The 14,903-nt window shown below is 72.1% G+C and carries 12 protein-coding genes, 1 tRNA gene and 1 pseudogene; 4 read left to right on the top strand and 10 right to left on the bottom strand.

What is annotated here, in order from left to right:
- Positions 1 to 293: 293 nt before the first annotated feature.
- Positions 294 to 461: pseudogene (locus VNL12_RS13725) on the top strand (DNA methyltransferase); the annotation flags it as partial.
- On the opposite strand, the gene VNL12_RS13720 reads toward VNL12_RS13725, so the two are convergent.
- The 5 genes from VNL12_RS13720 to VNL12_RS13700 all read right to left on the bottom strand — a co-directional run bounded on the left by VNL12_RS13720 (position 395) and on the right by VNL12_RS13700 (position 6,310).
- Positions 395 to 580, bottom strand: coding sequence for a hypothetical protein (locus VNL12_RS13720; RefSeq protein ID WP_325595498.1), 186 nt, complete (start codon positions 578 to 580; stop codon positions 395 to 397). The pseudogene VNL12_RS13725 and the gene VNL12_RS13720 sit on opposite strands and share 67 nt — an antisense overlap.
- A gap of 205 nt (positions 581 to 785) precedes the next feature.
- Entirely contained in the window at positions 786 to 1,571 is a 786-nt protein-coding gene (locus tag VNL12_RS13715; protein ID WP_325595496.1) for a glucose 1-dehydrogenase, read from the bottom strand.
- Positions 1,564 to 3,420 carry a glycoside hydrolase family 15 protein gene (locus tag VNL12_RS13710; RefSeq protein ID WP_325595494.1) on the bottom strand — a complete coding sequence of 619 codons (1,857 nt, stop codon included), beginning with the start codon at positions 3,418 to 3,420 and terminating at the stop codon, positions 1,564 to 1,566. Before VNL12_RS13710 ends, VNL12_RS13715 begins: the two co-directional genes overlap by 8 nt.
- The gene (locus VNL12_RS13705; RefSeq protein WP_325595492.1) at positions 3,417 to 5,714 is read right to left on the bottom strand and encodes an NADP-dependent phosphogluconate dehydrogenase; all 2,298 of its coding nucleotides are present in this window, start codon (positions 5,712 to 5,714) and stop codon (positions 3,417 to 3,419) included. The genes VNL12_RS13710 and VNL12_RS13705 overlap by 4 nt, the downstream gene beginning before the upstream one ends.
- A 140-nt stretch (positions 5,715 to 5,854) precedes the next feature.
- On the bottom strand, positions 5,855 to 6,310 hold the full coding sequence (locus VNL12_RS13700; RefSeq protein WP_325595490.1) for an Ig-like domain-containing protein: 456 nt from the start codon (positions 6,308 to 6,310) through the stop codon (positions 5,855 to 5,857).
- 269 nt (positions 6,311 to 6,579) lie between these two features.
- Here VNL12_RS13700 and VNL12_RS13695 point away from each other — a divergent pair, with 269 nt between their 5' ends.
- The 3 genes from VNL12_RS13695 (at position 6,580) to VNL12_RS13690 (ending at position 10,201) form a co-directional block, all read left to right on the top strand.
- Positions 6,580 to 8,757 carry a putative transposase gene (locus VNL12_RS13695; protein WP_325595488.1) on the top strand — a complete coding sequence of 726 codons (2,178 nt, stop codon included), beginning with the start codon at positions 6,580 to 6,582 and terminating at the stop codon, positions 8,755 to 8,757.
- A gap of 23 nt (positions 8,758 to 8,780) precedes the next feature.
- Positions 8,781 to 8,975 (top strand): helix-turn-helix domain-containing protein, encoded by a 195-nt coding sequence (locus VNL12_RS20960; protein ID WP_349257855.1) that lies wholly within the window; start codon positions 8,781 to 8,783, stop codon positions 8,973 to 8,975.
- Positions 8,976 to 9,181: 206 nt separating this feature from the next.
- Complete coding sequence (locus VNL12_RS13690; protein ID WP_325595486.1) at positions 9,182 to 10,201, top strand: site-specific integrase; 1,020 nt, start codon at positions 9,182 to 9,184, stop codon at positions 10,199 to 10,201.
- A gap of 129 nt (positions 10,202 to 10,330) precedes the next feature.
- Here VNL12_RS13690 and VNL12_RS13685 read toward each other — a convergent pair.
- From VNL12_RS13685 to VNL12_RS13665, 5 genes are all read right to left on the bottom strand, one after another.
- Positions 10,331 to 10,404, bottom strand: a tRNA-Val gene (locus tag VNL12_RS13685).
- 72 nt (positions 10,405 to 10,476) lie between these two features.
- A complete protein-coding gene (locus tag VNL12_RS13680; protein ID WP_325595484.1) occupies positions 10,477 to 11,478 on the bottom strand; it encodes an NDP-sugar synthase in 1,002 nt (333 codons plus the stop codon).
- Positions 11,475 to 12,485, bottom strand: coding sequence for a hypothetical protein (locus tag VNL12_RS13675; protein WP_325595482.1), 1,011 nt, complete (start codon positions 12,483 to 12,485; stop codon positions 11,475 to 11,477). Before VNL12_RS13675 ends, VNL12_RS13680 begins: the two co-directional genes overlap by 4 nt.
- Positions 12,486 to 12,497: 12 nt before the next feature.
- Positions 12,498 to 13,670 (bottom strand): glycosyltransferase family 1 protein, encoded by a 1,173-nt coding sequence (locus tag VNL12_RS13670; RefSeq protein ID WP_325595480.1) that lies wholly within the window; start codon positions 13,668 to 13,670, stop codon positions 12,498 to 12,500.
- Between the two features lie 133 nt (positions 13,671 to 13,803).
- The gene (locus VNL12_RS13665; protein ID WP_325595478.1) at positions 13,804 to 14,898 is read right to left on the bottom strand and encodes a glycosyltransferase family 1 protein; all 1,095 of its coding nucleotides are present in this window, start codon (positions 14,896 to 14,898) and stop codon (positions 13,804 to 13,806) included.
- Positions 14,899 to 14,903 lie beyond the last annotated feature (5 nt).

Raw genomic sequence — 14,903 nt, 5'->3', positions numbered from 1 at the left:
GCCTCGACCTGCTCGACCCCGACGAGGTCGACCGGGTCGCGGCCATCCTCAACGGCCAACGCCGACGCAGCCTCGCCTACCACAGCCCCGCCAGCCTCTACGCTGCAGCCTCAACCGTGCAGTGACCACTGGAACTGGCCGTCGCTGAAGCGGAGCCGTCGGCCAGGAAGCGATACGACGCGGGCCGATGGCCTGAGCTGATCTTTCGTTCGGGCGGAAAGGGCGGTATCGGCCGAAAGCGGTACCGCCCTGACACCGGGGCACCAGTTCGCACCCTTTGGCGTAACGAAGACGTGGGCCACAATCGCGAGGCAAAGGCCGAGATCAAGCGCCTGTTCCCGGGCGTCGTCCCGTTCTCGACTCCGAAGCCGGAACGCCTCTTGCAGCGGCTCATTCAGGTCGCCACCGATCCGGGCGATGTCGTGTTGGACTGCTTCGCGGGGTCGGGGACGACGGCGGCGGTGGCGCAGAAGATGGGTCGGCGGTGGGTGACGGCGGAGCGGGAGGCGGACACGATCGAGCGGTTCACCCGGCCCCGGCTGGAGAAGGTGGTGAAGGGCGAGGACCCGGGCGGGATCACGGCGGCCGTCGAGTGGGAGGGCGGCGGCGGGTTCCGGCACCTGCGGGTGGGGCCGTCAATGTTCGACCTCGAGGCTGAGGCCGGTGACGTGTTCCTGGCCGAGTGGGCCACGAACGGCGCCTTCGCCGACGCCGTGGCGGCGCAGCTCGGGTTCGCGCGGGTTGATGAGCCGCCGTTCATCGGCGTCGGGGCGGTCGGCGGGTGCTCAGGCGCCCTGGCCGAGGTTTCGCATCAGTCCGCCGTCCATGTAGTACGACGACCCGGTGACGTAGTCGCTGTCGCTGGAGGCCAGGAACACCGCCAGGCGGGCGATCTCCGCCGGCCGCGCGGCCCTCTTGAACGGGATGCTTTGGACCTGCTCGTCCAGCAGGTCCGGGTCGTCGATGGCCGGCTGGTTGAACGGGGTGAGCACCATCCCTGGCGCCAGGTTGTTGACGTTGATCCGCAGGGGCGCCAACTCGAGGGCGAGGGTGCGGGTGAGGTTGCGTACCGCTCCTTTGGAGCAGTCGTAGTCGGACCCGCCGGCGTTGGGGATCTCCTCGTGTACCGAGGTGACGTTGATGATCTTGCCGCCCTGGCCTCCTTCGGCCTTCCGCTCCTGCACGTACCGCCGGCAGCAGTAGAACGTGCCGTAGAGGTTGGTGCGGATGGCCTTGTCGAACACTTCTGTGGGTAGGTCGGCCACGTCCTGGCCCGATGCGTCCACCCCGGCGTTGTTCATCAAGATGTCGACCGCGCCGAGGGTCTTGAGGGCCTCGTCGAACATGGCCTCGACCGCGGCCTCGTCGCTGATGTCGCACTGGACGACCACCGCCCGCTGGCCGGCCGCCTCGACGGCCAGGCGGGTGGTATCGGCGCCGGCGCGGTCGTGGAGATAGACGACCACCACGTCGGCACCCTCCTTGGCGAACTCCTCGGCGGTGGCCTGGCCTATCCCCGAGTCCGATCCGGTGATCAGCGCCACCTTGCCCTGCAGTCGTCCGTCAGCCATGTCCGTGCTCCTCGTCGTGATCGGTGTCTCGGTCGGTGTCTCGGTCGGTGTCGGTGTCGGTGTGGGAGGGCGGCGGTGGCCCCGCCGTCTCGGTGAGGCGCCAGGCGGCGTTGATGAGCCCCACGTGGGAGAACGCCTGGGGAAAGTTCCCGAGCAGCTCGAGGCGGTCGGGGTCGGCCTCCTCGGCCAGCAGGCCCAGGTCGTTGGCACAGGCGGTGGCCCGGTCGAACCACGCCTCGGCCCGCTCGGTCTCGCCGGCCAGGGCTAGGCACTCGCTCAGCCAGTAGGTGCAGATGAGGAAGCCCATCGGGTCCTGTGGCCAGCGCCGCACAAGGCCGATGTCGCCCAGCTCCCGCTCGACCGCCTGGATGGTGGCCCACATCCGGGGGTCACTCGCGGGCAGGAACCCGACGAGCGGCAGGAGCAGCACCGAGGCGTCCAGCTGGTCCGAGCCGAAGGCGCCGGTGTAGGCGCCGGCCTGGTCGCTCCAGGCTTTGGCCAGCACGGCGTCACCCACCCGTTGGCGGGCCCGGCTCCACCCGTCCGGGTCGGCGCCTGGGCCCAGGCGGGGGGCCAGCTGGATGGCGCGGTCGAGGGCGACCCAGCAGAGCACCTTGGACGAGGTGTAGTGCCGCTGGGCGTCGCGGGCCTCCCACATGCCGGCGTCGGGCTCGCGCCAGGTGGCCGCGGCCCGGTTGGCCAGGGCCACGAGGAGGTTCTGGGTGGGCTCGTCCAGCTCGCCCAGCTGGTCCCGCAGCTGGTGGGCGGCGTCGAGCACCTCGCCGAGCACGTCGAGCTGGGACTGGTCCCAGGCGTCGTTGCCGACCAGCACGGGTCGGCTGCCGTGGAACCCGGCCAGGTGGTCGAGGGCGTGCTCGGTGAGGTCGCGCTCGCCGGCCACTCCGTACATCACCTGCACCCGCTCGCCGTCCAGCTGGCCGGCCGACTGGGCGATCCAGCGGAACAGCTCGTCGGCCTCGTCGGGGCAGGCGGCGATCCACAGCGAGCGGATGGTGAGGCTGAGGTCGCGCAGCCAGGCGAAGCGGTAGTCGAAGTTCAGCGGACCCCCGATGGCCTCGGGCAGCGACGTTGTTGCCGCCGCCACCACTGCCCCGCTGGGCTTGTAGGTGAGACCCTGCAGCACCAGCGAGCTGCGCAGCACCTGCTCGCGGTGGCGGCCCCGGTAGGCCTGGTGGAGGTCGGACCACGATGTCCAGGCCGCCAGGGTGTCGTCGATCTCCGGTACCTGCCGGGCCTCCACATCCTCGGCGCCGAAGGAGGGGGTGGCGGCCAGGCGCAGCTCGATCGTCTCCCCCGCGGCCACGGGAAAGGTGGCTCGGGCCGTGGCGCCGTCTCGGCGCAGCGCCACGTCTCCCGACAGGGTCAGGGTGACCGGCCCGGCCCGGGCCACCAGCCCGTCGCCCTCCTCGGTCAAGTGGGGGGCGGTGAGGCCGTACTCCATGCGGGGGGCCAGCTCGGTGGTCATCATCACCGTGCCCCGTCGCCCCTGGATCCGGCGCAGCAGGGTGTGCGGGGCCTGCCGCCCGAGGTCGTGGCCCCGGGCGCCCGGCTCCAGGGCCAGGGCGTCGGTGACCTCCACCTCGCCGTCGTCGGTGACGAACGTGGTCGTGATCACCAGGCTGGCGCCCACGTAACGGCGGGTCGATTCGAAGGGGTCGCGGGGGTGCAGCGACCAGTGGCCGGCGTCGGGGTCGAGGAGGCGGCCGAACACCGACGCCGCGTCGAAGCGGGACGGGCACCACCAGTCGACCGACCCGTGGCGGTCGACCAGGGCGGCGGTGTGGCAGTCGGAGAGGAAGCCGTAGTCGTCGATCCGCCGGCGGATCACGTGGTGCTCAGCGGGTGACCGCCGTAGCCGTGGCGCAGCACTGACACCGCCTTCTCCCACTCCTGGGTGCGGTCGCGTGACTGGTAGAAGCCCCACACGGCCTGGGCGAGCATCGGGATCGGCACCTGGTGCTCCATGGCGTACTGCACCCCCCAGACCTGCTCGCCGGTGTCCTCGACGCACGGCTCGACGTGGCTCAGGTCGCCGTACTCCTCGAAGCCTTGGGCCATCAGCTCGACCAGCCAGCCACGGATCACCGAACCGTGGCTCCAGTTGCGGAACAACGAGACGAAGTCGAGCTCGTAGTCCGAGGCGTCGAGCAGCTCCACGCCCTCGCCGATCGACTGCACCATGCCGAACTCGATCATGTTGTGGATCAGCTTGACGAAGTGCCCCGAACCCGTCGGGCCGACGTGGAGGACGCCGTCGTGGGTGGCCAGCGCCAACAGGATCGGCTCGACCAGCGAGAAGGCCTCCTCAGTGCCGCCCACCATGAAGCAGGCCCCGTGGCGGGCGCCGCTCACCCCGCCGCTGGTGCCGCAGTCGATAAAATGGATTCCCCGCTGGGCCAGCTCACCGCAGCGGCGCACCGAGTCCCGCCAGTGGGCGTTGCCGCCCTCGACGATCACGTCGCCGGGCTCCATGGCCTCGGCGAGGGACTGCACCACCTCCTCGGTGGGCCCGCCCTGGGGCACAGAGACGAACACGACCCGGGGCGTCGGCAGCTGCCCGACCACCGAGGCGACCGAGTCGGCTGGCAGGATGCCCGAGCCAGGCTTGGGTTCCTTGCCCGGGTCGTGGGCCACCACCTCGAGACCCCGGTCCACCGCCTGCAGGGCTAGCGCCTCGCCCATGCGGCCCAGCCCGATCATGCCGAACCGGGCGGTTCCCCCCATCTGCCTGGGCTGGTTGGCGGCGGCGACCTGCTGGGCCAGGTCACGAAGCACCGGTTCGTATGCTTCTGAGAAGGTGGGGAAGGGGTGGACGACGTCGGTGAGCACGGCCAGGGGGATCTCCGCCCTGATGGCCAGGACCGCCTCACCGATCCACTCGTCGCAGCCGGGTCCGACGGCCGCCGCCCCGACCAGCACGCCGCGGGCGGCATCGGCGGTCAGCACCAGCCGGCCCCGGGCCTCGCCCTCGCTGCCCGAGCGAGCCGTCTCGGCCAGGTCGATGCTGGCGGTGACCGCCTCGACGCCCTGCAGCCTGGCCGCCGCCGCGTCCAGCCCCACCGAGGCCACGGGCGGGTCGGTATAGATGGCCCGCGGCATGGCCCGGGTGTCCATGGTCGCTGAGCCGCCGAGGAGGTTGGCGGCGATGACCCGGGCCTGGTAGTTGGCAGCGTGGGTGTAGGGAGCGGCCCCGGTGACGTCGCCGGCGGCCCACACGTGGGGCTGGCCCGGCACCCGGCCCGACTCGTCGGTGGTCAGGCCCTTCGGGTCGGCTTCGATGCCGAGGACCTCGAGGCCGAGGTCATCGAGGTTCGGCATGCGGCCGGTGACGACCAGCACGCGGTCGCCGTCGAGAACGGCTCCGTCGGCCAGGCGCAACCGGGCCCGCCCCCCCACCGTCTCGGCCCTGATCACCTCGGCCCCGAGGCGCAGGTCGATCCCGTCGTCGCGCAGCACCGCAGCCAGCACTGCGGAGATGCTCGCCTCCTCCTTGGCCACCAGCCGGGGCGCCGACTCGACCAGCGTCACCTCGACCCCAAACCGGGCGTAGACCTGGGCCAGCTCGCAGCCGATCGGTCCACCGCCGAGGACGAGCAGCGAGGCGGGCCGCTCGTCGGTGCTCAGCGCCTCGTCGCTGGTCCAGGTGGGGACGGTGTCCAGACCCTCGATCGGGGGATGGACGGGCCGGCTCCCCGTCCCGATCACCAGGTCGGTGAAGCCGTACCGGGCGCCGCCGACCTCGACGACGCCCTCGCCCACGACCCGGCCGCGGCCCCGCAGCAGCGTGACCCCCTGGCGCTCCACGCCCGTGGCGGCGTCGGCGTCGTCGCGATGGTGGGCCACCTCGTCCCGCCGGGCCGTGGCCCGGGCGTACCCGGCTGCAGGGTCGTCCAGCGCCACGGGACCGGCGGTGGCGCCAAGGGCCACCGATCGCGTCGCCTGGTGGCGCACGGTGGCCGAGCGGAGCAACGACTTGCTGGGCATGCAGGCCACGTAGGGGCACTCGCCGCCAACCCGGCCCGCCTCGACCAGGGCGACGGTGCGACCGGCCTGGGCCACGTTCTTGGCGATCGATTCTCCTGCTGTCCCGGCACCGAGGATGATGACGTCGAAAGCGGCCATCAAGCAGCCGGGGAAAGGGATTTTGCGGGCATCGGCCTGCCTTCTCTCGTGGTGAGGAATCGACCTCCCCGGCTTACCCTCCGCTCAGGAGCAGCATGTGCTGCCCGGCTAACTAACAAGAGGATGAACAAGTTCGGCGCTCAGGCCAGCATGGCCACGATCCGATGGTAGCCCGAGGCCCCTTCGGGGCCGCTCGTGCGGTCCTCGCTCACCTGCGGGGTCCCACCACCGTCGACGGTGCGCACCACCAGCCGGTGCTCACCCGGCCGGGTGGGCACCCACGTGTAGCTCCACAGGCTCCAGGTGAGACGCGTGCCGGGGTAGGTGATGGTGGCCGGCTGCCAGGTGGCCCCGTCGTCAACGCTCACCTCGACCTTCGACACGCCACGGTCGCCGCCGAACGCCGTTCCCGACAGCACGACCGGGGCCACCGGCAGCGGCTGGTCGAACGCCGGGGCGGTGAAGCGCGACTGGGTGTTGACCACGAAGCTGGGACCCCAGCCCTGCTGCTCGTAGAAGCCCTCCTCTTCGTCGGTCGACAGCTCGATGCGGTTGACCCACTTCACGTTCTTCTCGCCGTGGCGCCGACGATCCAACGGCTGTCGTCACGCCCCACGACACCGTGTCGAAGGCCGATGAGCCGTCGGGCCAGTTCGATTTCGACCTGTCCGACTGGGATGCGTCGATGCAAGAATCCAGGACTCCTGACATAGGACGCTGAAGGCCTTGTGTGGCAAGGGGGATCCACCACTTTGGGCCCTGTATCGTCGATAATTCATACGTGAGTATTGTGACGGTTCTTGATGGTGCTGGGATGGGTGCGATGCGCCGAGGTCAGCCGCTCCCGTTGGCCCCAGCGGGGTCGGTGTCTGTGGCGCCCGGCGTTGAGGTGTTGGAGCGCGACGAGGGTGGTGTGGTGTTCGTGTGGGGCAGAGCGACATGGTTCTGGGAGCCCCGAGACGTGATCGCCCGGCGACTCGCCGCGGTGCAGCTGGTGGAGACCCGTTCCGCCCGTCACGGTGAGGTGGCGGCTGGGTTCGGGACCGATCCCGACACGCTGCGCCGGTGGCGACGGGCTTACGGCCAGGGAGGGGTGGAGGCGCTGCGGCCGGCCAAGCGTGGCCCACAAGGCCCCTCGAAGCTCACCGGAGACAAGCTCGAGGAGATCCGTCGCCGCAGAGAGACGGGTGCCTCGATGGAGGAGGTGGCCGCGGCGGTGGGCGTGAGCCGCAACTCGGTGTCGCGAGCGCTCGCCGGGGCCCGGCCCCGAACCGCAGCCGGGGACAACGACGAGGGCGACGAGGGCGACACGGGCACGGCCTCGGTCCCAGACCCGGTCGCTGTCCCGGTGCCCGACGCCGACCCCGGTGTTGGTGCTGGTGTCGGGCTTGAGCCTTTAGCGCGGCCTGAGCCTCGCACCGACGAGCGCGCTGCGGCCCGCCGGGGTGAGCTGGTCGAAGCGGCGCCGGTGATCTGTGAGGGTTCCTCGTTGCCGTTGGCGGGGGCGTTGGTGATCCTCCCGGCACTGGTGGCCACTGGTCTCCTTGAGGTAACCGAGGCGATCTACGGGCGGTCCCGGGCCGCGTTCTACGGGCTGCGGTCCCTGGTGTTGACCGTGGTCTTCGCGGCGCTGTTGGGCGAACCGCGCGCTGAGGGCCTGACCCGCGTCGACCCCGTTGATGTGGGCCGCTTGTTGGGCTTGGACCGGGCACCTGAGGTCAAGACCCTCCGCCGACGCATCGAGGCCCTCGCCGGCGAGCACAGGGCTGATCGGGTCCTCGCCGGGCTCGCAGCGCACCACGCCGCGGCCCACGACCAGGCCATGGGGGTGCTCTATGTCGACGGCCACGTCCGCGCCTACCACGGGGCTGCCGATGTCCCCAAGGCTCACGTGGCGCGCATCCGGTTGTCGATGCCCGCCGAGGTCGACACCTGGGTCGCCGATGCCAACGGTGACGGGCTGCTGGTGTGGTCATCTCCCCCCGGGGCATCGCTCGTTGGTGAGCTCCGCCGCGTCGCCGATGAGGTCCGCGCCCTGGTCGGGCCCGACCGCCGCCCGACCATTGCCTTCGACCGGGGCGGATGGTCCCCCAAGCTGTTCGCCGAGCTGACCGCAGCGGGCTTCGACATCCTCACCTACCGCAAAGCCCCCTGCGTCCCAGAGCCCCGCTCGACGTTCGTCGAGCACCGCTTCGTCGATGACCGGGGCCGCACCCAGACCTACTGGCTCGCGGATCGGGCCGTGCGCATCTCCTACAACGACCACAACCGCACCCGACGCTTCGCGTGCCGTCAGATCACCCGCCTCGATGTCACCACCGGGCACCAGACCCAGGTGCTCACCACCCGCACCGATGACGACCCCGCTCCGGTCGCGTATGCCATGTTCTCCCGGTGGCGCCAAGAGAACTTCTTTCGCTACAGGCGCGCCCACTACGCCCTCGACGGCCTCGACGCGTATGCCACCACCGGCGATGACCCCGCCCGCCTCGTGCCCAACCCCGCCCGCAAGACCGCGGATCGGGCCCTGCGCGACGCCCGAACCCAACTCGTCGTCGCCGAAGCCAGAGAGGGACGAGCCGCCCTCGACGGTCGACGCAGCGCCGCCGACGCCGAAGAGATGGCCGCCGCGTTCGCCGACACCCGCGCCCACATCGACACCCTCGCCGCAGCCGCCCGGGCCATCCCCGCCCGCGCGCCGCTCGGCGACAGCCACCCTGAGGCCGCCCGGCTCGATCCCGAACGCAAACGCATCCACGACGCCATCCGCATGGCCACCTACAACGCCGAGACCGCGCTGACCCGCCTCCTCGCGCCCCACTACGCCCGAGCCGACGACGAAGCCCGCAGCCTCCTGCGCGAGATCTTCGCCTCGCCCGCCGACCTCCAAGTCATCAATGGCGAGCTCCACGTCCGGATCAACCCGCTCTCCGCCCCCCGCCGCACACGCGCCCTCGCCGCGCTCTGCAACGCCCTCACCGCCCCCCGCACCACCTACCCCGGCACCAACCTCACCCTCACCTACGCCGTCAAGAACCGCTGAGAACCCGCATCAACTCCGGGAACATGTCAGGAGTCCTGGAGTCGCCTCCCCCGCTGCTCCTCACGACAACCCAGGCAGCAAGGTTTCTCAACGTGGGCAGGTGCACGATGCAGACTCTCGTCAACGAGGGAAAGGTTCGGTCGCTGAAGATCGGAGCGCTTCGGCGCATTCCGGTCGAGGCTCTCGATGAGTACATCAGCCGGGAGAGTCAGCGTTGATGTCACACCCCGGCGTCATGATGGCCCCAGCCGCCAGTCCGTCCATCACCCGACCCGAGGCCCCGGCATGACCACCCGTCGTCGCCCCAAGGGCGATGGATCCATTTACCGGACCCGTGACGGCCGCTGGCGGGGGTCGGTCGAGGGTCGTGCGGGCTGACGGGTCACGGGGGCGCAAGTACTTCTCAGGGCGCAACAAGAGCGAGGTGGCCAAGCAGGTCCGCGCCGCGAAGGAGCGGGTCGACCGTGGTCTCCCTCTCCCCGATGCCTCGCTCACCCTCACCGCCCTCATCGACCGTTACCTGGCGGAGGGGATCGATCCGAACGCCGCCCCCAATACCCGCTCGGCTGCTGCGGGGGTGGGGAGGCTGGTGGCCAAGAGGATCGGTGGGAGGAAGGTCATCAGGCTGGCCCCCTCAGACGTGAGCAATCTCTGCTCGGCGATGCTGGAGGAGGGCTATTCGAACTCTTACGCGGCCCGGGTGCGCACCTTCCTCGGTCAGGTCCTCAAATTTGCCGAGGCGGAGGGCCTGGTGGCCCGCAATGTGGCCAGTCTGTCCAGGTCCAGCAGTTTCGCCCCCAAGGAACGAGACCGGCTGACCAAGTCGGAGGTGGTCGCTCTGGTCGACGCTGCCCGAGGGGACCGGCTGGAGGCCCTGGTGGTCGTGCTGGCCACACTTGGTCTCCGCCCCGGGGAGTCCACCGGCCTCGTCTGGCAGGACGTCGACATCGACGAGGGGACAGTGACGATCCGCCGGTCCCTCAAGCGACACTCGGATCCCAACACGGGCACGCAGGTGCTGCGGCTCGGTCCCACCAAGACCGCGGGATCCGTCCGAACCCTTGCGCTGCCAGCCATCGCCCGAGCGGCACTGCGCCGCCGCCACGTCGCGCAGGCTGCGGAGAGGCTCGCCGCCGGGCCCTACTGGCGCATTAACGAGGGTCTGGTGTTCGCCACAGAGATCGGCACCCCCATCGACCCGGCCGACCTGCAAAGGACGGTGCGGAGGGTCGCCGAGAAGGCGGGCATCTCGAAGAGGGTGAGCCCCTACGACTTCCGCCACGCCGCCATCTCGGTGCTGTCCGACGCGGGTGTGTCGGGGGAACGGATCGCAGATGTGGCGGGCAACGACGCCAAGACCGCCCTGAGCGTGTACCGCCGCCCGATGGGGCCCGTGGTCGACGATGCCGTGGGTCCCATGGACGCTCTGTTCGGCACCGACTAGGGCACGGTCAGCCCGGTCTCGATGTGCGTTCGATCCGGCACCCCATAGGCTGCCAGATAGGCTGCCAGGGGTCACCCGGGGGACCGAAAAAAAGACTGACCTTCGGACGAAGCCGCAGGTCAGGAGGGGTGGGCCGTAAGGGATTCGAACCCCTGACCCCCTGCGCGTCATGCAGGTGCTCTAACCAACTGAGCTAACGGCCCCAGAAGCGGTCACCTTAGCAGCGCGCCGTGGGCCGACGGCCAGCCTGAACCGGTCGGCCGACAGGCCGCAGATCAGTCGGGCGGCGGACGCCGGATGCCGTCCAGGCGCTCGCCCGCAGCGACCGTCTCACCGTCGCCGATGACGCAGTCGTCGAGCTCGGCGGCCTCACCGACGGTGGCGCCGAAGCCCACGATGGTGCGCTCGAGACGGGCGCCGGGCCCGACGCGGGCGGCGCCGAGGACGACCGATTCGTGGACGACCGCACCGTCGGCGACGACGGCGTCGAGGCCGACCACCGAGCGGCTGACGTCGGCGCCCGGGTGCAGCTCGGCGTCGCGGTGCACGCCGTCGACGGGCTCACCCCGCAGGCCGTCGAGCAGGTCGAGCTGGGCGCGGAGGTAGAGCGCGGGGGTGCCGGTGTCGATCCAGTAGGCGTCGCCCGCCATGGCGTAGAGGGTGCCGTCGGCCACCATGGCCGGGAACACCTCACGCTCGATCGACACCTTGCGGCCCGCGGCCACGCGGTCGAGCACCGAGGGCTCGAGCACATAGATCCCGGCGTTGATGAGGTCGGTCGGGGCCTCGTCACGGGGCGGCTTCTCGATGAAGGCCTCCACCCGACCCTTGGCGTCGGTCGGCACCACGCCGAAGGTGGAGGGGTCCTCGACGCGATGCAGGGCGATGGTGCCCTCCGCGGTGCGGTCCTGGTGGAAGGCCACCAGTGCCGACACGTCGAGGTCCGTGAGCACGTCGGCGTTGACGACCACGAACCGCCCGTCGATGCGCGCGTCGCGCGCCGCGAAGCGGATGGCCCCGGCCGTGTCGAGCGGCTCGGGCTCGACCGCGTAGTGCACCTGCACACCGGCACAGGTGCCCGTCGGGTAGACGTCGGTGAAGGCGTCGGCGCGGTAGCCCATCGACAGCACCACGTCGTCGATGCCGTGACCGGCCAGGTGGCCAAGGACGTGTTCGATCATGGGCCGATCGACGATCGGCAGCATCTGCTTGGGCCGGGTGAGCGTCAGCGGCCGCAACCGGGTTCCGAACCCGCCGACCAGGACGACGGCTCTCATCCCCCGGCGGGCTCCTCGGCGCTGCCCGGGGCCGCGGCGGGATCGGACGGCGGCGCCGTCGAAGCCGGAGGATCGCCGGGTGCGGAGCCGTCTGCCGGCGGCGCCTCGCCCTCACCCTCGGGCGGGGTCTCGCCCGGGAGGGGCTCGCCCGGAGGGGGCACACCCGGGAGGGGCTCGGTGCCGGGGTCGCCCGGGAGGGACTCGCCCGGAGGGGGCACGCCCGGGGGGGGCTCAGTGCCGGGGTCGCCCGCCGGGGCCCCGGGGTCGACGCCTTCGGGCAGCTCGCCCTCGGGCAGGTCCTCGAGGTCACTGCCGTCGGGGGCGCCGGCGGGCAGCTCCCCGGGTGCGCCGTCCTGCGCACCGAGCGAGACGATGTCGGCCGCGCTCGGCGGCGGCGGGATGTCCTCGCCCTCGGGCAGGAAGGCAATGGTGTAGGCCCCCTGGTTGGTGTCGAAGTGCTCACCGGAGATGTCCGAGGTGCGCACGTCATCGGGCCGCTGTTCACCGGCGGTCACGGCGTCGTCCCAGTGGGCGGTGACCACCCGGGCGCGCTCACCGTCACACGTCGTCTCGCCGTTCTTGTACTCGCGGCTCCCGAACTGCTCACCCGGGGGCAGGGTGATCGACGAGTCGCTGACGCTCATGCCGACCTGCTCGAAGAACTTGCCGATCGTGGCGGATTCTCCGGTGGCCCCGGCGAGGAAGGGGTGGATGTGGACCAGGCCGTCGTCGTGGGTGTGGATGCCGAGCGAGTCGGCGCCGCGGTCCGAGAGGTTCGCCACCCACCGGTCACACACGTAGACGCCGTAGGCGGCGTGCCAGTGCTCACCGAGCTGGGGGGAGCCGTCGCCGGGGTTGGTGGAGCGGGCGAAGGCGACCAGGCCGAGGCCGAGGACCACCAGGACGACGAGCGCCGCCGGGAACGCGATCTGCTTGCGCTGACCCTTGGTCTTGCCGCCGGCGCGCGCCGCGCGCGCCACCTTCTTGGATGAGGATGCCTTGCCCATGGGTCGATCACCCTACCCGGCGGCGCCTCCGCCCTCGGAGTCGGGTGGGCCCGCGGGCCGGTCCGCCGCAGCTCGGTACGCGTCGGCGAGGGCCCGAGCCCCCGCCCGGTTGGTGAAGGCCGTCGCCCGCTCACGACCAGCGGCGATGCGGCGGCGCCGGAGCCCATCGTCATCGAGCAGCGCGGCCAGGGCCGAGGCCCATCCGGCGACGTCGTCGGGCGCGACGAGGGTCGCGGCCGTGCCGACCACCTCGGGCAGGGCGGTGGCATCGGCGGCGACCACCGGCGCCCCGGCGGCCATGGCCTCGAGCACCCCGGTGCCGAAGCCCTCGTAGCGCGACGGGAAGGCGACCGCCGCCGCGCCGGCCAGCAGGGCATCGAGGTCCGCCCGGGGCACCCGGCCGGTGCGGTGCACGCGGCCGCCCGCTCCGCAGGCGGCGATGGCGGCGACGACGTCGGCCTCGGCCGGGCCTTCCCCGCCGGTCAGCACCAGGTCGACGTCGGGGTGCGTCGCGGCCAGGGCGGCGAAGGCCCGCACGAGGGTGACGTGGTTCTTGTGGGGATAGGTGATGACCGGGTACAGGATCCAGCGGCGGGCCAGGCCGCGCTCGGCGCGGACCCGATCGACCTCGGCCGCCGGAGCGGCGGCGAAGGCCTCGGGCTCGAGGCCGTGGAGCACGGGGTGGATCCGATCGACGGGGACACCGAGGCGCTCGGCCACCCGCTCTCCGGCGGTGCGCGACGGGGTGGTGATGACCCGTGCGGTGCGAGCCGAGCGGGGCAGCATGGCCCGCAGGTAGGCGACCTTGATCCGGCTGAAGTTCTCGGGCAGGTCGAGGGGCTGGAGGTCGTGGATGGTGAGCACCGCCGGCACGCCGCCGCGCCCGAGCGGGACGACCCCCCCGGGATGGTGCACCAGGTCGAGGTGGCGGCGGCGGATCGCGACCGGCAGCCACGTGGTCTCGGCCACCACCCGCAGCGCCTTGGCCCGGCCCCGCAGGCGAACGGTGTGGGTCGCGAAGCGGGCCACGAGGTCAGGGTGGGCCCGGCGCAGGTCGTCGAGGGCGAAGAGCTCGATCTCCAGATCCGTCGCCCCCAGGTCGGCCAGGCCGTGCAGCAGCCGCACCGTGTACTCCTCGCTGCCGCCCACCACGCCGGGCACCAGCCACAGCAGGTTGACCCCCACCCGCAGCGGCCCCGGTCGGCCCCTCCCCTCACCAACTGGCGCGCGTCCGGGACCCTTTGGGGTCACGAGCGCGCGCCACTTCGCTCGATGGCCGACGGGGTGCCCGTTAGCGGCGGCGCGAGTCGGTCGCTGGTCACCCGCCCGACACCTCGCGGTAGGCAGCGACGGTGGCCTCGGCGGTGCGCGCCCACGTGAACGTGGCCGCCCGGGCCCGGCCCCGTCTCCCCAGATCCCGAGCGAGGTCGGGGTCGCCCAGCACCCGGTCGAGTCCGGCGGCGATGGCCGGAACGGAGGTCGGGTCGACGAGAACGCCGGCGTCGCCGACGACCTCCTCGGTGGCCGTGCCGACCGACGTCACCACCGGAGCGCCCTGGGCCATGGCCTCGAGGGCAGGCAGGCCGAAGCCCTCGCGCAGGCTCGGGTAGGCGACGACGGCGGCACCGGCGTAGAGCGGGGCGAGGTCGGCCTGGGGCAGGAAGCCGAGCGACCGGGCCCGGCCCGGGAGGCGAGCGAGCAACGCGGCGAGGTCCTCGTTCCAGCCCTCGGGACCCACCATCACCAGCTCGACGTCGTCGCGCCCGAGGCGGGCCACGGCCTGAACGACGCGGGGCAGGTTCTTGCGGGGCTCGACCGTGCCGCAGAACAGCACGTAGGGGCGATCGAGGGCGTGGCGGGTGCGGACCGCGGCCAGCATGGCCTCGTCGACGGCGACGGGGGTGACGCCCCACGGCACGACGCGCACGCGCTCGGGCCCGATGCCGGCGGCCTCGCACTCCCGGGCCGTGGCCTCCGACGGCACCAGCACCAGCCGGGCGTGACGGCGGGTCAGCTCGATGCCTCGGCGGAAGAACCGCAGCCCGTGGCGCGTGGCGTGACCGGGCTCGGAGAGGAACGCCAGGTCGTGGACGGTCACCACCAGCGGGACCCGCGCACCGGGCACCGCCACCGCGGTGGCGTGCACCAGGTCGACGGGACCGGTGGCGGCCTCCACGCGGGGCCGGCGCAGCGCGTGCCACGCCTCGTAGAGCGCCAGGCGGGGCAGCCGCAGGTGGCGGACGGGCACCGGGGGCACCCACGGCGGCGCCGGGGGTTCACCGTGGCGGGCGGCCACGCCCACGACCTCGACGTCGGAGCGGGCGGCCAGGGCGCCGGCGAGGGCGAGCACGGAGGTGGCCGTCCCGCCCGGCACCCGGTGCCAGCACTGCTCGAGGGTCAGGGCGACGCGCATGTCGG

The sequence above is a fragment of the Iamia sp. genome, assembly GCF_035575815.1.
Lineage (GTDB): Bacteria > Actinomycetota > Acidimicrobiia > Acidimicrobiales > Iamiaceae > Iamia.
The sequence above is the reverse complement of the archived record's forward strand: the minus strand, read 5'-3'. Positions and strand labels throughout refer to the sequence as shown.